This is a genomic window from Rhizobium sp. BK312 (genome assembly GCF_014193605.1).
Taxonomy (GTDB): Bacteria; Pseudomonadota; Alphaproteobacteria; order Rhizobiales; family Rhizobiaceae; genus Rhizobium.
The window spans coordinates 161,086-184,170 of the sequence record NZ_JACHZP010000003.1 but is presented as its reverse complement, the minus strand read 5'-3'; the positions used below and the strand labels follow the sequence as shown (position 1 = coordinate 184,170).

21 protein-coding genes are annotated in these 23,085 nt (G+C 60.8%); 6 read left to right on the top strand and 15 right to left on the bottom strand.

Annotated elements, in window-relative coordinates; genetic code table 11:
• Nucleotides 1-68 precede the first annotated feature (68 nt).
• Nucleotides 69-635, top strand: a complete 567-nt coding sequence (locus tag FHT85_RS09470; RefSeq protein ID WP_015339003.1) for a DUF6101 family protein — start codon at nucleotides 69-71, stop codon at nucleotides 633-635.
• A gap of 78 nt (nucleotides 636-713) precedes the next feature.
• On the opposite strand, the gene ubiA is transcribed toward FHT85_RS09470, so the two are convergent.
• Complete coding sequence (gene ubiA / locus FHT85_RS09465) at nucleotides 714-1,676, bottom strand: 4-hydroxybenzoate octaprenyltransferase (RefSeq protein WP_112335457.1); 963 nt, start codon at nucleotides 1,674-1,676, stop codon at nucleotides 714-716.
• A 74-nt stretch (nucleotides 1,677-1,750) separates the two neighbouring features.
• Nucleotides 1,751-2,536, bottom strand: coding sequence for a MipA/OmpV family protein (locus tag FHT85_RS09460; protein ID WP_310229886.1), 786 nt, complete (start codon nucleotides 2,534-2,536; stop codon nucleotides 1,751-1,753).
• A 295-nt stretch (nucleotides 2,537-2,831) separates the two neighbouring features.
• Here FHT85_RS09460 and FHT85_RS09455 point away from each other — a divergent pair, with 295 nt between their 5' ends.
• Nucleotides 2,832-3,266 carry a hypothetical protein gene (locus FHT85_RS09455; RefSeq protein WP_112412465.1) on the top strand — a complete coding sequence of 145 codons (435 nt, stop codon included), beginning with the start codon at nucleotides 2,832-2,834 and terminating at the stop codon, nucleotides 3,264-3,266.
• An 89-nt stretch (nucleotides 3,267-3,355) separates the two neighbouring features.
• On the opposite strand, the gene FHT85_RS09450 is transcribed toward FHT85_RS09455, so the two are convergent.
• Complete coding sequence (locus FHT85_RS09450) at nucleotides 3,356-4,615, bottom strand: SAM-dependent methyltransferase (protein WP_112412466.1); 1,260 nt, start codon at nucleotides 4,613-4,615, stop codon at nucleotides 3,356-3,358.
• A gap of 144 nt (nucleotides 4,616-4,759) precedes the next feature.
• Entirely contained in the window at nucleotides 4,760-7,069 is a 2,310-nt protein-coding gene (locus FHT85_RS09445) for a Tex family protein (protein WP_112412467.1), read from the bottom strand.
• A gap of 244 nt (nucleotides 7,070-7,313) precedes the next feature.
• Here FHT85_RS09445 and purD point away from each other — a divergent pair, with 244 nt between their 5' ends.
• The 3 genes from purD to FHT85_RS09430 all read left to right on the top strand — a co-directional run bounded on the left by purD (nucleotide 7,314) and on the right by FHT85_RS09430 (nucleotide 11,305).
• Nucleotides 7,314-8,582, top strand: a complete 1,269-nt coding sequence (purD, locus tag FHT85_RS09440; protein WP_112412468.1) for a phosphoribosylamine--glycine ligase — start codon at nucleotides 7,314-7,316, stop codon at nucleotides 8,580-8,582.
• A gap of 112 nt (nucleotides 8,583-8,694) precedes the next feature.
• Nucleotides 8,695-9,123 (top strand): plant virulence effector HPE1-like domain-containing protein, encoded by a 429-nt coding sequence (locus FHT85_RS09435; RefSeq protein WP_112412469.1) that lies wholly within the window; start codon nucleotides 8,695-8,697, stop codon nucleotides 9,121-9,123.
• A 364-nt stretch (nucleotides 9,124-9,487) separates the two neighbouring features.
• Nucleotides 9,488-11,305 (top strand): methyl-accepting chemotaxis protein, encoded by a 1,818-nt coding sequence (locus FHT85_RS09430; protein ID WP_112335450.1) that lies wholly within the window; start codon nucleotides 9,488-9,490, stop codon nucleotides 11,303-11,305.
• A gap of 51 nt (nucleotides 11,306-11,356) precedes the next feature.
• Here the strand turns inward: FHT85_RS09430 and FHT85_RS09425 are convergent, their stop codons facing one another.
• From FHT85_RS09425 to FHT85_RS09375, 11 genes are all read right to left on the bottom strand, one after another.
• Nucleotides 11,357-11,869, bottom strand: a complete 513-nt coding sequence (locus FHT85_RS09425) for a DUF523 domain-containing protein (RefSeq protein ID WP_112412470.1) — start codon at nucleotides 11,867-11,869, stop codon at nucleotides 11,357-11,359.
• A 14-nt stretch (nucleotides 11,870-11,883) separates the two neighbouring features.
• Complete coding sequence (gene glyS / locus FHT85_RS09420; protein ID WP_112412471.1) at nucleotides 11,884-13,998, bottom strand: glycine--tRNA ligase subunit beta; 2,115 nt, start codon at nucleotides 13,996-13,998, stop codon at nucleotides 11,884-11,886.
• 1 nt (nucleotide 13,999) lies between these two features.
• Nucleotides 14,000-14,548, bottom strand: coding sequence for an endonuclease domain-containing protein (locus FHT85_RS09415; protein WP_246779937.1), 549 nt, complete (start codon nucleotides 14,546-14,548; stop codon nucleotides 14,000-14,002).
• An 80-nt stretch (nucleotides 14,549-14,628) separates the two neighbouring features.
• The gene (locus FHT85_RS09410) at nucleotides 14,629-16,566 is read right to left on the bottom strand and encodes a DUF2207 domain-containing protein (RefSeq protein WP_183774065.1); all 1,938 of its coding nucleotides are present in this window, start codon (nucleotides 16,564-16,566) and stop codon (nucleotides 14,629-14,631) included.
• A 92-nt stretch (nucleotides 16,567-16,658) separates the two neighbouring features.
• Entirely contained in the window at nucleotides 16,659-17,915 is a 1,257-nt protein-coding gene (locus FHT85_RS09405; protein WP_183774093.1) for a 3-phosphoshikimate 1-carboxyvinyltransferase, read from the bottom strand.
• Between the two features lie 87 nt (nucleotides 17,916-18,002).
• Nucleotides 18,003-18,554, bottom strand: coding sequence for a LemA family protein (locus tag FHT85_RS09400; protein ID WP_112335446.1), 552 nt, complete (start codon nucleotides 18,552-18,554; stop codon nucleotides 18,003-18,005).
• A 128-nt stretch (nucleotides 18,555-18,682) separates the two neighbouring features.
• Complete coding sequence (locus FHT85_RS09395; protein ID WP_047627810.1) at nucleotides 18,683-19,642, bottom strand: glycine--tRNA ligase subunit alpha; 960 nt, start codon at nucleotides 19,640-19,642, stop codon at nucleotides 18,683-18,685.
• Nucleotides 19,643-19,760: 118 nt separating this feature from the next.
• Nucleotides 19,761-19,952, bottom strand: a complete 192-nt coding sequence (locus tag FHT85_RS09390) for a hypothetical protein (RefSeq protein ID WP_112335442.1) — start codon at nucleotides 19,950-19,952, stop codon at nucleotides 19,761-19,763.
• 16 nt (nucleotides 19,953-19,968) lie between these two features.
• Nucleotides 19,969-20,829 carry a S49 family peptidase gene (locus tag FHT85_RS09385; RefSeq protein ID WP_112409974.1) on the bottom strand — a complete coding sequence of 287 codons (861 nt, stop codon included), beginning with the start codon at nucleotides 20,827-20,829 and terminating at the stop codon, nucleotides 19,969-19,971.
• 109 nt (nucleotides 20,830-20,938) lie between these two features.
• Entirely contained in the window at nucleotides 20,939-21,715 is a 777-nt protein-coding gene (locus tag FHT85_RS09380) for a tRNA1(Val) (adenine(37)-N6)-methyltransferase (RefSeq protein ID WP_112409973.1), read from the bottom strand.
• Between the two features lie 8 nt (nucleotides 21,716-21,723).
• Nucleotides 21,724-21,954: a DUF2007 domain-containing protein gene (locus tag FHT85_RS09375; protein WP_015338984.1), complete on the bottom strand. Its 231-nt coding sequence runs from the start codon at nucleotides 21,952-21,954 to the stop codon at nucleotides 21,724-21,726.
• A 108-nt stretch (nucleotides 21,955-22,062) separates the two neighbouring features.
• On the opposite strand from FHT85_RS09375, the gene FHT85_RS09370 reads away from it, so the two are divergent.
• Complete coding sequence (locus FHT85_RS09370) at nucleotides 22,063-23,079, top strand: polyprenyl synthetase family protein (protein ID WP_112335438.1); 1,017 nt, start codon at nucleotides 22,063-22,065, stop codon at nucleotides 23,077-23,079.
• Nucleotides 23,080-23,085: the final 6 nt, after the last annotated feature.

The window sequence follows — 23,085 nt, the reverse complement described above, 5'->3', positions numbered from 1 at the left end:
AGGACAAAAGTTCTCCGAGAGAAGACCGGAATAACCGGCTCTCAGGTAAAGCAAGGGTAGAGAAATCGATGACTAATACCGTCCTGAAGCCCGACTGGGCTGGAACCACACTGCGGCTTGATCCGGCGCGCTTCCCGCAACAGGTCAGCTATGCCATGCGAGGTGCCGAGGGTGACGTCACCATTACGATCGATGAGCGCGGCGCCGTGCTGCGCAAGATCCTGCCGTCCAGCGGTCTGCCGCTGTCCGTCGCCTTGCCCAAGCGTGCATTCAAGGGTGTTGCAGCCCGCGCCATCGACCATGGCGATGGCGAAGTCACCGTTACGCTGGAACTGCATCACTCCGATCCGGATCTCTGCATCCCCCTTCTCGTTGCTCATGACTTGAGCGATATCGCCGCCGACTGGCGCTCCTGGTCGGAAGCCTTCCGTATTCCAATGCTGATGATCGAAGCCGACGGCGTGGCCCGTCCGCTGGAAGAACATCTCGGCGGCGTCCGCTCGCAGGATAGCCAGCCGCGTCGTCGCCATTCCTACTTCGCAAACCGCCGTCCCCGCTTCCTCGTGCGCCGCACGACGGGCAAGCTTGGCATCAAGATGAAGATCCAGGGCCGCGAGATCATCGCCAGACATTAAGCCGATAGGGCTCGAAAACCGAATATCACCAAAAACCGGCCGTGGGAAACCAATCCCGCGGCCGAAATCTTTGCGTTTTCAGGGAGTAAGAAGCAGGAACGACAGGAAGAGCCCGGCAAAAATGATCAAGCCGACGCGGTTATTAGATTTGAATAGCGCAAGGCATTGGGCACCGTCGTTGATGTCGAGCACGGCGATCTGATAGGCGAACATGCCGCCGGCGACGATCAGGCCGAGATAGGCCAGCCAGCTTGTACCCACGAGCGCAAAGGACAGCAGCATCAGGAGCAACGTCACCCCATAGAGCCCGACCAGCCAGAGGCGCGTCTGATCGCCGAAAAGCCGGGCGGTCGAGCGCACACCGATCAGCTCGTCATCCTCCTTGTCCTGATGCGCGTAGATCGTATCGTAACCGATGGTCCAGAGGATGGCGGCGAGATAGAGCACGATCGGGGCAAGCGACAGGCTGCCGAAGAGACCTGCCCAGCCCATCAGGGCGCCCCAGGAAAAGGCAAGGCCGAGGAAGAATTGCGGCCAGTCCGTGAAGCGCTTGGCAAAGGGATAGAGCGCGACGATGCCGAGCGACAGAACACCGAGCACGACGGCAAACCAGTTGAACTGCAGCAGCACCAGCAGGCCTACCAGAGCCTGCAATGCGATGAATACCTTGGCCTGCAGGCGCGTTACGCGGCCCGATGGCAGCGGGCGCGAGCGCGTGCGCGCCACGGACATGTCGATCTCGTGGTCGACGAGGTCATTATAGGCACAGCCGGCGCCACGCATTGCGACGGCGCCGACGAAATAGAGGAAGAGGTGATAGATCACCACGAATCCGGGAGAGCCCTGCCCCGAGGCGACGGAGGCATTGGCCGCAAGCGCCACGGACCAGAAGCATGGCCACATCAGCAGCTGCCAGCCGATCGGCCTGTCCCAGCGTGCAAGCTGAGCATAAGGCCATAGCGTCGGGGGCAGAACGCGGTAGACCCAGTTGCCGGATGGCGCGTCAGCGACGCGCCCGTTGATGTCGCCTGTCTTTTGCATAGGCGAGTAGTAGTGACATCCGGCACCGGAGGTCAAGCGGCGAGGCCATAACGAAACATGACCTCGCCCGTTGCTCAGTTCATGGTGAAATTGAACTTGTAGCTGGCGGAAACGCCGATCAGCAGCTGGTTGCGGTCGCCGCGCTCGCGCACTAGGCTGCTGTCGGCGGCGGGACCAGTGAGCCGGGTATATTCGAGGAAGGTGCTGGTCGTCCAGTTCTGCGAGGCCTTCCAGGTCAGTGCGCCGCCGAAGCCGACGGATTTGACGCCGCCGCCCGGCTTGTAGCCGCTGAGGCCGGAGGCAGCCGATTGGCGTGCATTGACGCCGTAATAGGTGTCGAAATAATCGCTGCTGGCGAGTGTCACGCGTGGACCTGCGGAGGCGCGAAGCTCCGGCGTGATGTCGGTAAAGGCATCGACCGCGGCATCGGCGACGATGCCGCTATGGGCACGAATACCCTGGCGAACTTCGACGCGAGCGCGCAGCCAATCCGTGGGATAGGCTTCGGCAAAACCGCCGGCTTCCACACCCCACTTGACCTTCTTCAATCCCCTCAGCTCGCGGCCATCGCTGCTGTCGCGGCTCGGCACGAACTTGCCGACGATGCCGATGCGAAATGCATCGCTTTCGATCAGGGCAAAGGAGGGATTGTCGTTACGCGAGGAAAAGCGCGGGCCTGGGCCTTGCCGGCCGATGGACACAAGCGGCGACCATTGCAGCTTGTTGTGCTTGCCGCCTTCGAATTTCGGTGCCGAGAAACCGGCCGCACCGACGCTTAAGTACCAGTCACCCGACCACAAATGCTGGCCATCTCCCGCCTCGGCAGCGCCGGCATAAGCGACGGCGGAGAGGCCACCAATGAAAAGGAACCTTAACTTTGCAAACACAACGAAACTCCATGATACGCAATACAAAGGGCCGTCCGACCCAAGAGTTGCTGCAAATTATGCTGATCGCGTTACCGCTCCCTTAACCACAAGACGGCGAATTCGATCGGAACATCAAATTCAGGTTGCTCCAATCCGGCCCCCGCTCGACATGTGGCAGCCTATCGCGTTGATTTAATTTCTGTATAGATACTCAATCGTGGGTAATGGTCGCAATGACCAAATGCCCGCCATCTCATAGCCCCCCATTTCAAAAGATGAGAAACGAATGAAGAGCATATCCCTGATCTCCCTAGGTCTGATCCTAACCGCCAGCATGGCGCTTTCCGGCTGCGTCGGCACTCCGATCGGCGGAGCAAAGCAAAGCCAGTTTTCGGGAAGAGCGGCGCCTGGCAAAAAGACGAAGGTGACCACTGCTTCGCTTGTGAAACAAGACTGCACCTTTGCAGGATTTCCCTATACGGGCGTCATCAAGCAGCCTGCCCACGGCAAGGTTGACGTCGAGCACGGGCCGGTCACAGCGAAGTTTTCGAAAGACAGCACTGCCTACCTATGCTCGGGCAAGACGGTTCAAGGCAACATCGTCTACTACACGCCGAACCCTGGTTTTGCGGGCACCGATCAGTTCACCCTGCGCCTTACGGGACTGAATACGGATGGTACGGTGCAAGACGGCACCTTCACCGTCCATGTCGGCGGATAGCAAGTTTGACGACGTGCAGGCGTGAATAAAAAAGGCCGGACCGTAGTTTTCCACGGTCCGGCCCCGTCAAACGGCGCGATGACGGAGGCTCAGAACGTCACCTTCTCCAAAGGCGCGCGCCCTGCCTCGAATTCCTTCAGTTTCGCCTCGCGTTCCGCGATGTAATTGCGGTTGTCCGGTACGGCGAACTGGTTCTTGGTGATCTGGAGCTGCATAATGAACAGCTCGTCCCAGCGGAAGCCCATTTCGGAACCGGCCAGATAGAACTCCCACATGCGGAAGAACTTCTCGTCGTAGAGAGCGACGGCGTCGGCCTTGCGCGCCACGAAGCGGTTGCGCCAATGCCTCAGCGTATAGGCGTAGTGCATTGGCAGAGTTTCGACGTCCCTGGTGAGCAAACCTGCCTTTTCCAGTGGCGGCGTGGTCTCGCCGATCGAGGGGATGTAGCCGCCGGGGAAAATATACTTTTCGATGAAGGCGTTGGTGGCAAAGCTCGGCTTCGGACGTGCAATCGAATGCAGCAGCATGACGCCGTTGTCATCCAACAGCTCCGAAACCTTGCGGAAGAACTTGCCGTAGTCGCCGATGCCAACATGTTCGAACATGCCGACCGAGACGATGCGGTCGAACGTCTTGCCCGTCAGGTAGCGATAGTCCTGCAGCTCGAAGCGCACGCGATCGGAGAGGCCGCGCTTGGCTGCCCGTTCGCGCGATACCTTCAGCTGTTCTTCACTGAGGGTGATGCCTGTCACGTCGAGGCCTGGATAGGCTTCGGCAAGATACATGGCCATGCCGCCCCAGCCCGAGCCGATCTCCAATACCTTCTGGCCAGGCTCGACCAGCAGCTTGGCGGCGATATGGCGCTTCTTGGCGACCTGCGCTTCGAAGAGGCTGATGCCCGGCGGATTGAAATAGGCGCAGGAATATTGCCAGTCCTCATCGAGGAAGAGATCGAAGAGCTTCGCCGACAGATCGTAGTGATGCGCAACATTGTATTTGTTGCGATTGATTGGCGAGCGGCTCTTGATCTGCTGCCAGGCGATGCGGCCGAGCAGCAGCGCCGCCATGCGGAAATCGAAGATCTCATTGGTGGTATTCTGCTTCACCAGCGACAGGAACTCGTAGATGTCCCCCTGCTCGAGGATGAAGCGGCCCTCCATATACATTTCGCCGAGCTTGAGCGTCGGATCGCGGGCAACCGCATCTTCCGCCTGCTGATCGGCAAAACGGACGGCCACCGTCTCTCCGGTTCCGTCGCCGACCATATGGGTCTCGCCGGATGCGAGCGTAAGCCTGAGTGAACCTTTACGGATGATTTTCTTGACGAGAGAAAAGAGTGTCGACGCCATGGACGCCCCGAATGTTATGACATGACATTAAGGCAACTTTAACGCCTCACAGCATTGTGGCAAGCGCACCTTTCCACAGTCATTGGCACTCTGACAACAACGCTGCCAGAGTGTGACATTCTTGCACGAAGTTCCGCTAAGTCCTTATTTTCGTTTGAGTGCGTCCGCCAACGCTGCCCCAAAACTACCCTGTTGTTCGGCCTTCGGAGGGGTATTTCCCTTAACGCCAGCGCTGCGCGGACCACCCTGTTCGCGTGTGTCCCGCCCGGACGGGGCCGCCACAGTGCTGCCATCTTTGCGCATGGAGAGGCCGATTCGCTTACGCTTCGCATCGACTTCCACGACCCTGACCTTGACGACGTCGCCAGCCTTCACAACCTCATGGGGATCCTTGATAAAGCGATCCGCCAGCTGTGAGACATGCACCAAACCGTCCTGGTGGACGCCTATATCGACGAAGGCGCCAAAGGCGGCGACGTTGGTTACGGTTCCCTCCAGCAGCATTCCCGGCTTGAGGTCACCGATCTCGTTGACCCCCTCCGCAAAGGTCGCGGTCTTGAAGCTCGGGCGCGGATCTCGGCCCGGCTTTTCCAGTTCGGCGATGATGTCGCGCACGGTCGGCAGGCCGAATTTGTCGTCGATGAACTGACGGGGGTCGACCGCCTTCAGCGTCGCGGTGTCGCCCATCAGCGTGCGCAGGTCACGGCCACAGGCGGCTACGATCTTCTTGGCGACGCCATAGGCTTCCGGGTGTACCGAGGAAGCGTCGAGCGGCTCCTTGCCGTTCGGAATTCGCAGGAAGCCGGCGCATTGCTCGAAGGTGCGCTGGCCGAGACGGGCGACCTTCAGGAGATCGCGCCGCGTCTCGAAGGCCCCTTCGCCATCACGATGCCGAACGATCGCCTCAGCAATAGAAGGCCCGAGACCGGAGACGCGGGCAAGCAGCGGCACAGACGCCGTGTTCAGATCGACGCCAACGGCGTTCACCGCGTCTTCGACCACGGCATCCAGCGAGCGCGACAGCTTCTGCTGGTCGACATCGTGCTGGTACTGGCCGACGCCGATTGACTTCGGCTCGATTTTCACCAATTCGGCCAGCGGATCCTGCAGGCGGCGGGCGATGGAGACGGCGCCGCGCAACGAGACGTCGAGCCCGGGGAATTCCAGCGCCGCCGTTTCCGAGGCGGAATAGACCGATGCGCCGGCTTCGGAAACAATGACCTTGGTCGGCTTCGGCGCCGGCAGTTCGGCTAGCATGTCGGCCACCAGCTTTTCGGTTTCGCGGCTGCCTGTGCCGTTGCCGATCGCGATCAGTTCGACCTTGTGCTTGCGGATAAGTGCGGCCAGCGTCGCCTGCGTGCCACGCACATCGTTCTTCGGCGGAAAGGGATAGACGGTCGTCGTTTCCAGCAGCTTGCCCGTGCCGTCCACCACCGCGACCTTGACGCCAGTGCGGATGCCCGGATCGAGGCCCATGGTGGCGCGCGAACCCGCAGGCGCTGCCAGCAGCAGATCCTTCAGATTGCGGGCGAAAACATGGATCGCTTCTTCTTCGGCACGTTCGCGCAGTTCCCGCATCAAGTCGAGCGACAGCGACATCGAAAGCTTCACACGCCAGGTCCAGCTTGCGACCTCCGTCAGCCAGCGGTCGCCGGGTCGGCTGGTGCCGATATCATAGGCCGCGGTGATCATGCGTTCGACCGGCTTGTTGGGTGAGACGGCGTCGGTATCGATTTCGATATTCAGTGTCAGGACTTCCTCGTTCCAGCCGCGCAGCATGGCAAGCGCGCGATGACCGGGAGCCGTCGCCCAGCGCTCCTGATGGGCGAAATAATCAGAGAATTTGGCGCCTGCCTCCTGCTTGCCGTCGACGACGGCGGCCTTCAGTGTCGCGTTGGTCTTCATGTAATTGCGCAGCTTGCCGAGCAGGTCGGCATTTTCGGCAATGCCTTCGGCGATGATATCGCGCGCGCCCTCCAGTGCCGTTTTCACGTCGGGCACATCGGCCGTGATAAAGCCTTCGGCGAGAACCGCGGGCTCTTTGGAGCGATCCGCAAGGATCGTGTCGGCCAATGGGCCGAGGCCGCGTTCCCTCGCAATTTCGGCGCGCGTGCGGCGCTTCGGCTTGTAGGGCAGATAAAGGTCTTCCAGCTCAGCCTTGGTGCCGACGGTTGCAACCTTGCTCATCAGCTCGTCGGTCATCTTGCCCTGGCTGGTGATGGATTCGATGATAGCGGCGCGGCGCGCTTCCAGCTCACGCAGATAGACCAGACGTTCCGACAGAGTACGAAGCTGCGTATCGTCGAGGCCGCCGGTCACTTCCTTGCGGTAGCGGGCGATGAAGGGCACCGTTGCACCTTCGTCCAAGAGCTCGATGGCGGCCTTGGCCTGATCCGGGCGGGCATTGATCTCGGCGGCGATGGTAGCAGCAAGGGAACGGATATCGGCGGACATGTGTCTCTCTGAACTGGACAATCGTAAAGGGGACCATAAGCATGATCCCGCGGACATAAGAAGCGGTTTCGGCACGGAACACGCCAATCCGGGCGGGGAGATGGCGTGAGGCAGAAGCCGCCTCCGCTTTAACGGGATAAAAAGGCATGGCAATGTTAGCGGCCCGGGCTCCACAGGATTTGCCGCTTGACCTTTGGCTCATCCCCGCTTAACCGCGCAAAAGGACGCAACGAAAGGGCAAGCCATGAGAGTTCTGTTGATCGGATCGGGCGGACGCGAGCACGCACTGGCCTGGAAACTGGCGCAATCGCCTCTCATGACGGAATTCTACGCCGCACCCGGCAATCCCGGCATTGCTGAGCATGCGACGCTTGCGCCGATCGATATCGACAACCATGACGCTGTTGTCGCCTTCTGCAAGGACAAGGCCATCGACTTCGTCGTCGTCGGCCCGGAAGCGCCCTTGGTCGCCGGCATTGCCGATGCGCTACGCGCCGCCGATATTGCTGTTTTTGGCCCTTCTGCAGCCGCCGCCCAGCTCGAAGGGTCCAAGGGTTTCACCAAGGATATCTGCGCCCGTTACAATATTCCCACAGGCGCCTATCAGCGCTTCAACAATGCACCGAAGGCGAAAGCCTATGTCCGCGCTCAAGGCGCGCCGATCGTCGTCAAGGCGGACGGCCTTGCGGCGGGTAAGGGCGTCACCGTCGCGATGACGATCGACGAAGCGCTGGCCGCGATCGACGATTGCTTCGAGGGTGCATTCGGCGAGGCCGGCGCGGAAGTGGTAATCGAAGCCTATCTCGATGGCGAAGAGGCAAGCTTCTTCTGCCTTTGCGACGGTAAGCATGCGCTGGCACTTGCGACCGCACAGGACCACAAACGCGTCGGCGACGGCGATACCGGCCCGAACACCGGCGGCATGGGCGCCTATTCCCCTGCCCCCGTGATGACGCCCGAATTGGTCGAGCGCACCATGAAGGAAATCATCGAGCCGACGATGCGCGGCATGGCCGAAAGCGGACATCCTTTCAGCGGCGTCTTCTTCGCTGGGCTGATGATCACCGCCAAGGGTCCCGAACTCATCGAATACAATGTCCGCTTCGGCGATCCGGAATGCCAGGTGCTGATGATGCGGCTGAAGAGCGACCTGCTGCCAATGCTCCATGCCTGCGCCAACGGCACGCTGGATCAGGTGACGGCCGAATGGAGTGAGGATCCGGCGCTAACCGTCGTCATGGCCTCGAAGGGCTATCCCGGCTCCTACGCCAAGAACACACCAATCGCGGCGCTGCCCGCCGACGACGAAGGCGAGAAAGTGTTTCATGCCGGCACAGCCTTGAAGGACGGCGCACTCGTTGCGACGGGTGGGCGAGTCCTCAACATCACTGCAACAGGCAAGACTGTAGGCGAAGCAAAAGAACGGGCCTATGCCCTTGCCGGCGAAGTGAAATGGGACAACGGCTTCTATCGCAATGATATCGGCTGGCGTGCAGTGGAGCGCGAAAAGTAAACATCACTTCGGCTCTGCAATCGCAAGTCCATTAAATTTTTACCTAATCTCCTGACGGGATGGAAATAAAGCCGCACTAATGTCTTCGTCACTATAGGCGGAGTTCTTGGTTATGCGTTCCATCTTTGTGACCTTGGCGTGCGTACTGGCCGGCGGTTCCGCCATGGCCTCGTCGATCCAGCCGATCGACGGCACGATGATCGGCGGCAGGGGCAGCATTATCAACAAAAGCTGCGCCGAATGCCCTCCGCTGAAGCCTCCCGCCACAGAAAGAGAATACACCGTGCCGACGCTGGAGCCCGGCACGCAATCCGTCGTCGTGCGCAATATCGACGGACAGAAAAAGGTCGTCCGCACCGAAGCGTGGATGGGTGGCTCCCCCGTTAACTTCGTCAGCAAGCCCACGCCCGAAGCGCTTGCCGCCGCCGGTGAGCCCGTCGACGGCATCGACATCACGGCTCAGACGGCAGCCTTGCCCAATTCCGCCGCAGCTCGCGAACCTGCGCCGCTCGATACCTCCGGCTTCCAGCTTCGCCAATAAGCCCCGCCGCCGTCTTGGTAACGCTTGGCCGCTTGCGGAATGCCGACTATATTCAAACTTATGAATATATCCTCATAATATTCGATAAATCTAAATAATTGCCGGAAATCTCGAAGTCTCCTCGACGGCATAACCAAGTAAAATTTCGTATTACTTACAATTCCCGCACACATCTCCGGTTTAATTCCAAATTAAATACAACCAAATCCCTACAATTAAAGCTTTCTTAGACATAAACAGCGATTTTACTGCCACCGGACAGCAGCATGTCATTTAAGCGGCGGCAAACGTATTGAGTATCTCTCAGGCGATCGCACAGGCGGTAGGATACCGCACCGGTATTCAGCTACCTGTGGGAGACGTTATGAAGAATCTCAAGATTGCGCATCAATTATTTGCCCTGCTTGGCGTCCTGATGGCCGCCTTCGCCGTGGCAACCTATTTCCAGATCCGGTCGCAGGCCGATTCTATCTATAGCGACCGTTTCGACATGCTTCGCACGCAGGTCGAATCCGGCATCTCGGTTCTGAACCAGTATTATCAGCGCGAAAAATCCGGGGAGATGACCCATGAGGCAGCCCAGGCCGAAGCTTTCAAGGTCCTGTCGCATGTGAGCTTCGCGCCGGCAGGCTATCTCTTCGGTTTCGATTATAATGTGATCCAGCGCATTCATCCGAGCCCGGTCAATATCGGCAAGGACATGTCTTCGCAGGTCGACAAGAACGGCACCCATTTCAGCAAGGAAATGGTCGAGAAAGGCATCAAGGGCGGCGGACGCACCATCTATTACTGGAACAAGCCGGGTCGCTCCGAAAGCGAGTTCTTCCTCAAGGGCAGCTATTCGGCCGCCTTCGCACCTTGGCAGATCGTCCTGGGGTGCGGCGTCTACATGGATGACCTCGAGGCGCAGATCAACGCCACCATGTGGCGTGCGCTTATGATCTGCGGCATCGTCTTCCTGATCGGCATTGGCGCCGCCTTCTACTTCATCCGCGGCATCACGAAGCCGCTGACCGACGTCCATGCAGCCCTGAAGGCCGTGGCCGACGAAGATGTGAAGATGGCCATTCCGCATGCCGAGATGCGCAACGAAATCGGCCTGATGGCGAAAGCGACCCAGGCCCTGCAGGAAAAGATCCGCGAGCGCCACGTGCTGGCCGACCGCCAGGCTGCACAGGAACTCGAAATCAGCAATGAGCGCGAACAGAACCTGCGCCAGCAGCAGGACGAGGCCCACGAACAGGCGCGCGTCGTCTCGGTCATCGGCCGGGCGCTTGAAGACCTCGCCCAGGGGAACCTGACGATACGGTGCGGCGATCTCGGCGCCAGCTATGCCGGCCTTCGCAACAACTTCAACGAGGCGCTGTCGCACCTCGAAGCCGCGATGGGCCGCGTCAACGCCAAGGGCAATGACATCGGACTCAGCAAGGAGGAGATCCGTCGCGCCTCCAACGAACTGTCGCAGCGCACCGAGCGCCAGGCCGCCAGCCTGGAAGAAACCTCGGCAGCGCTCGATGAACTTACCGTCGCTGTCCGCCAGACTGCGGAAGGCGCCGGCGAGGCCAGCAAGCGCGTTCATGCCGTCAGCGCCGAAGCATCGCGCAGCGATGCCGTGGTTGCCCAGGCGATCGAAGCCATGAGCGGCATCGAGAAGTCCTCGGCGGAGATCAGCAAGATTATCGGCGTCATCGACGAGATCGCCTTCCAGACCAACCTTCTGGCGCTCAATGCCGGCGTCGAAGCAGCGCGAGCAGGCGAATCCGGCAAGGGTTTTGCCGTCGTCGCCCAGGAAGTGCGTGAACTCGCCCAGCGCTCCGCCGCAGCCGCTAAGGAGATCAAGGACCAGATCGCCCGCTCCTCCGGTCAAGTCGACCAGGGCGTCCGCCTCGTCGGTGAGGCCGGCGAAGCGCTGAAGCGCATTTCCGGTCAGATCAAGGCTGCCAACGAAATCGTCTCGAAGATCGCTCACAGCGCCTCCGAGCAGGATACGACGTTGCGCTCGATCTCCTCTTCGATGAACCAGCTCGATGCCGCCACGCAGCAGAACGCCGCCATGGCCGAAGAGACGACGGCATCGGCCGAGACGCTCGCGGCCGACACGGAAGATCTCCTCGCCCTCATCCGCGGCTTCCGTGTCAACGACGGCCACCCGGCTGCGGATCATCGTCGCCGGGCCGCCTGAGCCACATAAGGCAGAAAACACAAAACCGCCGGGTATGCGTCCGGCGGTTTTTTATTTGGCTATGATGGTTGTGTCAGTCGCCGCCAGCCGTTCGACCAACCTGTCGATCTCGCGATCGGAATAGACCTCGATACCGGCCTGCTGCAGCAGCGCCGCCGTGACGCCCCGGCCACTCTGCCGACCACCGGAAAACGTGCCGTCATAGATGAGGCCGGAGCCGCAGGACGGGCTGCCGTCGATCAGGAGGGCATAGCGGCAGCCGGTTTCCGTTGCGAGCGCCAGCGCGTTTTCCGCCGCCTGACGAAATTCCGCCGTGACATCACCGCCGGTGATCTCCATCACCCTTGCGGTGCCGGCAAGCACGTCCTCGCCGGTGGCGCCGCCAGCAATCTCGGCCGGCGGTCTTGGAACCGCCATGCCGGCGGACATTTCCGGGCAGATCGTCACCAACAGCCCCTCCTCGCGCCAGCGATCGATCGCCGAATGCACGAGTGGCTTGGAGCGGCCGTCATAGCGGACGGCATGGCCCATGAGGCAGGCGCTGACGAGGATCTTTCCGGTCATCGCGCCCCCATGTGTTATCCCGCAATCTTCGAGAAGTCGGCGACTGTGCCTGTTGCTTCGCGGATCAGGCGCAGCAGCGCCAGACGATTGGCGCGGATAGCGGCGTCTTCGTCATTGACGAGCACGTCCTCGAAGAAGCGGTCGACGGGGGCGCGCAGCTTGGAAAGGGCTGACATGGCCGAGCGGAAGTCTTCCTTGGCGATCGCATCGGAAGCCTCAGCCGAGGCAGCCTTGACGGCAGCGAAGAGATCCTTTTCCGCATCGAGCTTCAGCAGGGCTTCCGAAACGCTATCGGCAACGACGGTGCCCTTCTTCTCCTCGGCGGCCAGGAGCTGTGTGGCGCGCTTGGTGCCTGCCAGCAGGTTCTTGCCATCTTCGGAGGTGATGAAGGCGGTCAGCGCCTCGACACGGCGGGCGACCATCAGCAGATCGTCAGCCTCCGGCGTCAGCACCGCGTCGATCAGGTCATGGCGGGCGCCGAGATCGCGCAGATAGACCTTGAGGCGGTCATGGAAGAAGGCGAGCAGATCGGCATCCTTGGTGGTCGCAAGCAACGGCAGGCGTACGCCGCGCTCTAGGAGGATGCGGACGACACCGAGGGCGGCACGGCGCAGCGCGTAAGGGTCCTTCGAGCCTGTGGGCTTCTCGTCGATCGCCCAGAAGCCGACGAGCGTATCCAGCTTGTCGGCAAGCGCGACGGTGATCGCAACCTTGTCCTCGGGGACGCGGTCGGACGGGCCTTGCGGCTTGTAGTGATCTTCGATCGCCGTCGCGACCGAGACGTTCTCGCCCTGCAGCGATGCGTATTTGCGGCCCATGACGCCCTGCAGCTCGGGGAATTCGCCGACGGCTTCGGTGCGCAGGTCGGCCTTGGCAAGCACGACGGCACGGTCGACCAGGGCGGCATCGGCGCCGGTGATCTTGGCGAGGTCAGCGGCCAGCGCGCGGATGCGGGCGACGCGCTCGCCCTGGCTGCCGAGTTTTGCATGGAAGGTGACGTTCAGAGCGTCGAGCTTCGCCATGCGCTGATCGAGCGGCTTCTTCAGATCGAGGCCGAACTTTTTAGCGGAGGCTTCCAGCGTTTCGAGATCGGGCAGATCGCCCTGGTCACGCTTCCAGAAGTGCAGCGCGTCGGACAGACGGGCACGCACGACCTTGCCGTTGCCGTGGATGATTTCCTTGCCGCCATCCGTCGCCTGGATATTGGCAACGAGAATGAAGCGGTTGGACAGCGTCTCACCGGCCGATGGCCGCGTGACGAAACACTTCTGGTTGGTCTTGATGGTCAGGCGAATGATCTCCGACGGGATCGAGAGATAATCCTCCTCGAAGGAGCCCATCAGTACCTGCGGCCACTCGACAAGGCCGGAGACTTCCTCCAGCAGACCATCATCTTCGACTAGCTCGAGGCCATTGGCGAAAGCGACATCGCGGGCATCATGCAGGATGATGTCCTTGCGGCGTTCGGCATCGAGAACGACATAGGCCTTTTCCAGGCTCGAGGCATAATCCTCGAAACGCTTGACCGTGATCGGGCCGGGCGCGTGGAAGCGATGACCATAGGTCACGTTCGAGGCGACAATCCCGTCGATCTCGAAGGGGATGACGACAGTCTCTTCATGCTCGGTGCCGAAGGTGCAGACGATCGACTGCAGCGGACGCACCCAGCGCAGCGAGCCGGGCCTCACCGAGGCCTTGCCCCAGCGCATGGATTTCGGCCAGGGAAAGTTCCGGATAATATCGGGCATCACCGCAGCGACGATTTCCTCCGCGGCACGGCCGGGCTTGGAAATGATCGCAACGTAGAAATCGCCCTTCTTCGGGTCGCTCTGCACCTGGGCTTCGGCAATGGAGGAAAGACCGGCGCCGCGCAGAAAACCTTCGATCGCCTTCTCGTTGGCATCGGTACGCGGACCCTTGCGCTCTTCACGCACGTCAGCCGAGCGCGCCGTCAGACCGCGAATATCGAGCGTGAGGCGACGCGGCGTCCAATATTCCCTGGCCCCCTCATAGGAAAGACCCGCTTCGACCAAGGCATCGGTCACCAGCTTCTTCAGGTCGCCGGCAGCCTTGCGCTGCATACGGGCGGGAATTTCCTCGGAGCGGAGTTCGAGAAGGAGATCGGGCATGTCAAGGTTCCTCACCCTCCCCTTGAGAGAGAGGGTCGGCACGGCGTGCCGGAGTGGGGTGAAAACGGTCGGCCTCTGCTAGCAAAATTTGCCGCTGCTGCACAATGGCAAATATCATATCCAGGACAGCCTCGACCTCATCTATGACCTCGGCATTCCAGAATCGGACGACATGGTAGCCTTGGCCTTCAAGAAAGGCCGTCCGCTCGGCATCGTAGCGCCTTGCCGCACCCTCCGCATGCTGGCTGCCATTAAGCTCGATAATCAGACCGATCTGATGACAGGCGAAATCAGCGAAATAGCGCCCGATCGGAACCTGGCGGCGAAAATGCGTGCCTTCGATCGGGATGCGCCACAAGTGTTTCCAGAGCTTGGTTTCCGCATCGGTCGCATCCGCGCGCAGACGCCGGCTGTTGGCGATTTTGAAGCGGTCGAGCTTGGAGGGCTTTTGGGGCACTAAAGATCCATATCTCTTGGGTTTGCAAAGTCGCTGTTCACACCCTCCCTTGAGGGGGAGGGTCGGCACAAAGTGCCGGGGTGGGGTGATCATGGCAAACTCCGCAGCCAAACAATTATCACCTCCACCCGCCGCTGCGCGGCGACCTCCCCCCTCAAGGGGGAGGTGGTTAACTACCATCCGCCGCCGCCTCCACCGCCTCCACCCCCACCGGAGAAGCCGCCACCGCCGCCTCCCCCACCGCCGAAAGCGGAGGACGAGCTGGAGACGGGTGCGGGGATGGTTGAAGCGATGGTGGACGCCATGGAGGACGAGAAGTCGCCGATCGTTCCGCCGATATTGCCGGGGTTGAAATTGCCGGAATACCAGAGCGGTGCGTAGGCGGCCGCCGCGCCACCCGCAGCGGTGGCGAGCCAGGTTTCAAAGGCGCTGGACCACGGCTTTTCGACACCGAGTGCGACTGCATAGGGCAGCAGCTTTTCGAAATGCTGCGGCGACATCTGCGGCGCGCCCTGCATGTTCATTCGGTCGCGCTCGGCGAGCGTCAGATATTGCCTGAGGCCGGCGATGCCATCCATCATCTTGCGCCCGAGCGGCGTCGGCGCACCCATCAGAAAATAGAAGACAACGTTGAGCGCGAAAATGCCGACGATAGCGGCGACCAGCGGCAACAGGCCCGCTTCCCACAACGGCACGACCGCGGCGGCAAAGCCGCTAACGGCAATCGAGACGAAGACGAAGCCGAAGAAGGCGAAAATCAGCACCGAAATGATGCGCTGGGCGAGGCTGGCACTATGCCTGCGAAACCTGCGGCCGATCGAGCTGGCGAAAAGCGTTACGAAAATCGACAGGAAGCCCGGCACGATAATGAGCGGCAGGGCATTTTCATGCAGGCGGCCGAAGATGACAATGGAAGCCAGGATGAGGATCGACAGTGCGATACCAGCAATAACATAGAGCGCATTGGCCTTGTAATATTCGTCGCGATGATTGCGCTCGATCGCGCTGCGGAATTTCGCACCGAGTCGCTGCACCGCCTCGCCATTTTCCTTGTCGATGACAAGTGGAGAAAATGGCCCGACGGCTTGCATGATCACCTTGTCGCCGCCACCGAGATCGCTGCCTGCCTTGCCCGAGGGGCGCATGACGACCTTTTCCTTCAGGTCGTCCAAGATGACATATCCGCGCACGGCGAGATCGATCGCCGTCGCTGAGAATGCCGTCCAGCCGGAGCTGGCAAAGCCCCTATTGTCGATATAATTGACGAGCGCGGGAGAGATGCCTTCGGGTGGGTCCCAGCGCGGAACCATGACACCCGGCGGAGGATCGCGGCCGACGGCGATCCAGCTTCGCAGGTAATATGCGAACAACAGGATCAACCCGCCGACGGCAATGATCGTATCGAGATGATCCCGAAGGAACCAGCCCCATTGCTGGCTGTCGCTCGGCGGTGTAATTGCGCCCTTCGCGAGCTTGATGGCAACCGTCAGACCTTCGCCGGCTGCGAGCGGCCTTGTCGTCGCAAAAGTAACGATATTGCCCTGTTGGCTTGCGCTTGCGTTCTTGCCGGTAGCGCCGAGCGGCCCCGTAAAGAAGGCAAGCTGCTGCGGCTGTACGCCCTCCGGCAGGGTGACGGCCGCCTTAGCATTGATGATTGGGAACAGCCAGCCGTTGCCCGTCACGTTCCAATAAAGTTCGTCATGATCGCCGAAATAGCGCATTTGACGATTGGTGTCGTAGGTGAGGCGGAATGTATGCGGGCCTGGGTTGAGACTTCTGTCGGCGTTACCGATGTAGATGCGCTCGCCGCCCTTGATGCGCTCGCTATGCCAATCCTCCGGCTGCCCATCGCGCTCGACGGAGACGACCTTGAAATCCACCTCGATCTCGCGGCCGTTGGCATCGGTCATTGTCAGCGGGAAATCCCGGAAGATGCCGCGGCGGATATCACGTCCCTCAGCGTTCACCGAGATCGTCTCGACCACCCGCATCGAACCGTCGCGATGCAGGGCGATGGCCTGATCGAAATTCGTGATGATCTCGGCCGCCGTTACCGCCGTCGCGCAAAGCAGCAGGCACAAAGCCAGGAAGAACCCGCAAAGCCGTGTCATCACTCCCCCAAAGGATGGCCGCGACGCCGTTGCCGGCGCCGCTTCACGTCAGGAACATGCCTGCGCTCAGCCTCCCTTGAGATGGCGGAGCGTCAGTCTTCGTAAGCGACACCAAGAGACGCCAGCACGTTCCAGTAGGACGGGAAGGTCTTGGCGACGCAATCAGGGTCGAGAATGGTGATGCCGCCGATCTTCAGGCCGGCGAGCGCAAAGCTCATGGCGATGCGGTGATCGGCAAAGCTGTCGATTTCTGCCGGCAGCACCTTGCCGGCGAGGCTCGGATCGGATGCGACGATGAGATCATCGCCCTCTTCAGTCCCGAGGTTCGGCACGATGCGGGACAGGCCGCTCGACAAGGCGCGGATGCGATCGCATTCCTTGACGCGCAGGTTCTCGATGCCGACGAAGCGCACCGGCGTTTCATTGAAGGCGGCGAGAACGGCAAGCGTCGGGATAGCATCCTGCATCTGCGAGCCGTCAATGACGGCGGGCAGATGCGGAAACTTCGAGATCAGATCATAGGCCTTCGCATCAGGTTGCGAGAACTGTTCCGCCGGCGTGCCGAGATCGATCTTGCCACCGCTCAACACTTCAGCTGCCCAGAGATAGGTCGCAGCGGAGGCATCGGGCTCGATCACGAAGTCGGCGGCATGATAGCCGGTGGGCTCGACACGCCAGGCAACCGGGCTCACACGCTCCACCTTGGCGCCGAAAGCGCGCATGGCAGCAACCGTCAGATCGATATAGCCGAGAGCCCCGATATGCTCGCCGAGCAGTTCGACGTCGACAGCGCGGTCACCGCCGGCAGCCATCATCAACAGAGCCGAAACATACTGGCTGGACAGGCCGCCATCGATCTGCACGCGGCTTGCCTCGAAGCGGCCGGTACCGTTGATGGTAACGGGCGGGCAGCCGGTTTCCGTGGAGGCATCGATGCCGAGCGAGCGCAATGCGTCGACGAGCGGGCCGATCGGCCGCTTGCGCATATGGGCATCGCCATCGACGATGACCTTGCCGTCAACCAGCGCTGCAGCTGCCGTCAGGAAGCGTGTCGCCGTGCCGGCATTGCCGAGGAAAAGCGGGGCAGCCGGCGCCTTCAGCTTGCCGCTGCCGGTCACGATGAAGGTCGTGTCGTCGGGCTCGTCGATGACTACGCCCATGGCGCGCAAAGCCTCGGCCATATAGCGGGTATCGTCGCTCTTCAGCGCGCCGGTCAGCCGGCTCGTGCCCTTGGCAAGGCCTGCCAGCAGCAGTGCGCGGTTGGTGATCGACTTCGATCCCGGCGGCATGGCGCGCCCGGTCAAAGGCTTGCCCGGCGGGATAATCGTGAGTTTGGCTCTACCCATCATCATTCTCTTTGGTCAGTCAGGAAAGCGGCCGATGGCCAGCGGTCGGCATCCTTTACCGCCTCACATGAAAAACTGATAGCGGAAATCTCAGAACTTTACCGTTGGAACGGCACGGTCCGCTTCGTTTGATATCTCGAAATAGGCCTTCTTGGTAAAGCCGAAGGGGCCGGCGATGAGGTTGTTTGGGAAGGTCTCGACCTTGACGTTCAGATCGCGCGCAGCACCGTTGTAATAACGGCGCGACATCTGGATTTCGCCCTCGACGCCCTCCAGGGAGCGCTGCAATTCGAGAAAGTTCGTGTTGGCCTTGAGATCGGGATAGGCTTCGGCGAGCGCGATCACGCGGCCCAGCGCCTGCGACAACAAACCCTCCGCCTGACCGCGGGCGGCGACATCCCCAGACGGCACGGCCTGCGCCTTGTTGCGCAGTTCGACAACCTCTTCCAAGGTCTGGCGTTCATGGCCGGCATAGCCTTTGACCGTCTCGACCAGATTGGGAATGAGGTCGGCGCGGCGCTTCAACTGAACGTCGATGCCGGACCAGGCCTCCTCCGCCACCTGGCGTGCACGGACGAGCCCGTTATAGGCGAAGACGACATAGAGCGCGGCCAGCACTATGATCGCTAGAAGAATAAGCATCTGAAATCCCCCGTGGCGACTGCAACCCAAGGGACACTAGGCAGATTCCCCGCCAATGTCACCCAGCTTTAACGGCGGCGCAGAGCCAAGATAGGCTGTGGCGGTGCCCAATCCCGCGGAAGCTTGCCTTAGGCGGCCTGCTGATTCCAGTTGACGCCGCCGGCATCCGTCAGCAGAAAGGCTTCGCCACAAGCTTTGGCCAGCGTGCGCACGCGCAGGATGTAGCTCTGGCGTTCCGTGACCGAGATGACGCCGCGGGCGTCGAGCAGATTGAAGACGTGGCTCGCCTTGATGCACTGGTCGTAAGCCGGAAAGACGCATTTGTGCAGGCGATGATTTTCACTGTCGCCGGGCGCGCCGGCTGCCAGTAATGCCTGACATTCCTTCTCGGCATCGATGAAATGGCGGTGCAGCATCTCGGTATTGGCATATTCGAAATTATGCCGGGAATATTCCTGCTCGGCCTGGAGGAAGACGTCGCCGTAGGTGATCTTGTCTTCACCTTCGAGGCCGTTGAAATTCAGGTCATAGACGCTGTCGACGCCCTGAACATAGGTCGCAAGACGCTCCAGACCGTAGGTCAGCTCACCGGCGACGGGTGCGCATTCGATGCCGCAAACCTGCTGGAAATAGGTGAACTGCGAGACTTCCATGCCGTCGCACCAGCATTCCCAGCCGAGACCCCAAGCACCAAGCGTCGGGCTTTCCCAATCGTCCTCGACGAAGCGGATGTCATGCAGCAGCGGATCGAGGCCGATCGCCTTCAGCGAGCCGAGATAGAGCTCCTGCAGGTTCGGCGGATTGGGCTTCAGGATGACCTGATACTGATAATAGTGCTGCAGGCGGTTGGGGTTCTCACCGTAGCGACCGTCGGAGGGGCGGCGGGACGGCTGGACATAGGCGGCCCGCCAAGGCTTCGGCCCGAGCGAACGCAGGGTAGTTGCCGGATGGAACGTGCCGGCGCCGACTTCCATGTCGTAGGGCTGCAGAACCGCACAACCCTTGTCGGCCCAATAATTGTGCAGCGTCAGGATCAACGCCTGAAAGGAGCGCTTCGGGTTCATATGGTCGGGCACGTTGGCAGTCATGGGAATTGATTTCTTCCGCTAGCGAATTGTTTGGCGGACAGGTGCCACGGCGTGGCGAATGGGTCAAGGCTTTGCAGCATAAACGGCGCTGCAGCCTGCCTCGCCGAGGCACATGGGTTTATTCATCCTCGCGCTTCACATGATACTCGCCGGTCTTCGGATCTTTCACCAGCGTTCCCATAGCGCCGGTGCGGCGTTCCGTCTCGGCACGGCGAGATTTTTCGGCGAGCCGCTGGGCATCGCGGACGAAACGCCGATACAGGAACCAAATCCCGCCGACGGCGATGATGAAGAAGATGATCCGGGACATTAGCCAGCGCTCCCGCCTACAATCCGTACCGGCCCCACAATGCCTTTTCCTCTGCCGCTTCCGCAAGCCCGGATGCAATCCCGGCGCCGAGGCCATCCATGCCGCCAAGCGAAATGCCGGGAGCCTTGCGGCCGAAAAGGCTGCGCGGCGCGGTGATCAGCGTTGGTTTGACCTTATCGCCGAAACGCTTCCTCAATTCCTGACGCATGTCTCCCAGGCCGTCGATCAGGCCAAGCTCCAGCCCGCGGCTGCCGGTCCAGAACAGGCCGGAAAATACCGTTTCGTCCGCCGAGAGCTTTCCTGTGCGACGCTCGAGCACCATGTCGATGAAGACCTTGTGGATTTCGAGCTGCAGGCTCTTCAGATATTCGATGTCCTTTTCCTTCTCCGGCTGGAACGGATCGAGGATCACCTTGTTCGCACCAGCTGTGTAGACGCGGCGCTCGACGCCGATCTTCTTCAACAACTCCGGAAAACCGAACCCGCCGGAGACGACGCCGATCGAACCGACGATCGAGGTGGCATCGGCAATAATCTCGTCTCCCGCCAGCGCGATCATGTAACCTCCAGAGGCTGCGACATCCTCAACGAAGACCAGGACCTTCTTATCTTTCTCGGCGGCCAGATCGCGTATGCGATTGTAAATCATCCGCGACTGCACCGGAGAGCCGCCCGGCGAATTGACGATGATGGCGACAGCCGGCGCCGTCTTTATTCCGAAGGCTTTTTCAAGCGACTGCGAAACGCCGGCGAGATTAAGCGATTGCCGCAGCGGACCACCACCGGCAGAGATGACGCCGCTCAGACGGACGACGGGGACGATCACCTCCTCCTTGCGGAAGCGCTTCGGAAGCATGCGTCTCAAGAACCCAACCATTCGTCATCCCTGAATCATGATGTTTGCTGCCCCGTGATGTATGCACGGAAACGACAAACGCAATATTGCGGATCGTATTTGATGCTCTGATGCTGAGCGCGCCGAATGGCTAGCGGCGCGGATACGAAGTGCGGCCGTTGTTCATGTCATCGACGAAATCGGTGAATTTATGCGTCCCCTGGCCATGCATGATCAATGGCGCCCGAAGCGCCAGTCTGGCCCTCGAACCCTTGATTGCCGTCACCAGAATGCGCACCGCACTCTCACCCTCGCGGGGATGGATCGGCGTGATTTCAATGCCGCCGAAGCGGCGGCCGCAGGCGGCGATGATCTCGCCGATCGATTCTGGCCGGGCGATCAGCGAGAGCTGGCCGCCCGGGATCATGATCGCGCCTGCCGTGCGGATCCACCGTTCGAACAGCCCGTCGGTCATGGCATGCGCTTCGGCTTTCAGCGCGTCCGGTGTCAGCCTGTCACTGGCATCGTTGAAGGGCGGGTTCATGATAACGTGGTGGAAGCTGTCGTCGACAAGACCCGCTTCATTGCGATCCTTGCCGGTCAGCGTGACATCGGCTTCGATAACCGAGACGCGGTTGGCAAAACGCGCATTTTCCGGCAGCAGGAGGCTTTTGCGCGCGAACTCGGCCATATCAGACGAGCGCTCGAACAGCACGACCTCCGCCCGGTCGAGTCTCGAGGCCACGGCCATTCCGGCGGCTCCGGCGCCCGCACCGAGATCCGCCACCCGGATCGTACGCTCATCTGCGACAAGCGCTGCGAGCAGCATGGCATCCATGCCGGAGCGGTGCCCCCTGCCCTTCGGCTGCACGACATGGAAGGCGCCGCGGTGGAAGGCATCGATGGTTTCGGAGGGGCTTTCGGTCATGGCGAACCTTAGGACCGGGCCGGGCGCAACTCGTCGCCGAGGCCGGCATCGATCAGGATACGCCGGGCCAGATCGGCACGCTCTTCCTCCACCAGAAAGCGGCGCGGCAGCATCCCGAGGGAGCCTTCCAGAATGCTCATGGCCTGGTCCGCAATGAAGCAATGAATTCCCGCATCCTTCATCAGGCTCTCAGCGAATGAGAGAAGGACCGGGTCATTGGTACGGATCAACTCGTGCATAGGCCTTAGAATTCCTGTCAAATTTACGCGACGAGACAATTCGCCTCTTGCCGCCCGTTTCGCCCCTTCTTATTGTGCTTTGCAGAAAATGAACAGGAGTCCGGATCGTTGGGCGTCGTGATACCGCTGGAAGAAAGCAAGAATAAACTGGCATCCATCAAGCCGTTGGTGGACCTGACCAAGGCGGATATGGAACGCGTCAATCAGCTCATCCTGTCCAAGGCCGGCTCTGATGTGCAGATGATCCCGGAGGTTGCAGAGCATCTCATTTCCTCTGGCGGCAAGCGTTTGCGGCCGATGCTGACCATCGCGTCTGCCGCTCTTTACAGCTATCAGGGCGACAATCACATCAAGCTCGCGACATCGGTCGAATTCCTGCATACGGCGACGCTGCTGCATGACGATGTGGTTGATGAAAGCGATCTGCGTCGCGGCAAGTCCACCGCCCGGATGATTTGGGGCAATCAGGCAAGCGTGCTGGTCGGGGATTTCCTGCTCGGCCAAGCTTTCCGCATGATGGTGGAAGTCGGCTCGCTCGAAGCTCTCGACGTCTTGTCCTCGGCTGCCTGCGTCATAGCCGAAGGCGAGGTGCTGCAGCTTTCCGTTTCCAAGAACATGGAGACGACGGAAGACGATTATCTCTCGGTCATCCGCGCCAAGACTGCAGCGCTCTTTGCCGCTGCAGCTGAAGTCGGCCCGATCGTTGCCAATGCCGGCAAGGCGGAGCGCAATGCGCTGAAGTCCTATGGCACCAATCTCGGCCTCGCCTTCCAGCTCGTCGACGACGCGCTCGACTACGGCGGTAAGGCCGCCGATCTCGGCAAGAATGTCGGCGACGATTTCCGCGAGGGCAAGATCACGCTACCGGTGATTCTCGCCTATCGCCGCGGCACGGAGAAGGAGCGTGCCTTCTGGCGCGAGGCCATCGAAACCGGCAACAACAGTGACGAGAATCTCGAGAAGGCTCTCGGCCTGATCACGAAATATGGCGCGCTGGCCGACACAATTGCCCGTGCGGTCCATTACGGCACCATCGCGCGCGACGCCCTGGCACCCCTGCCGGAAACGCCTTGGAAATCGGCACTTCTGGAAGTGATCGATTTCTGCATCGAACGCGTTAATTGATGGCGG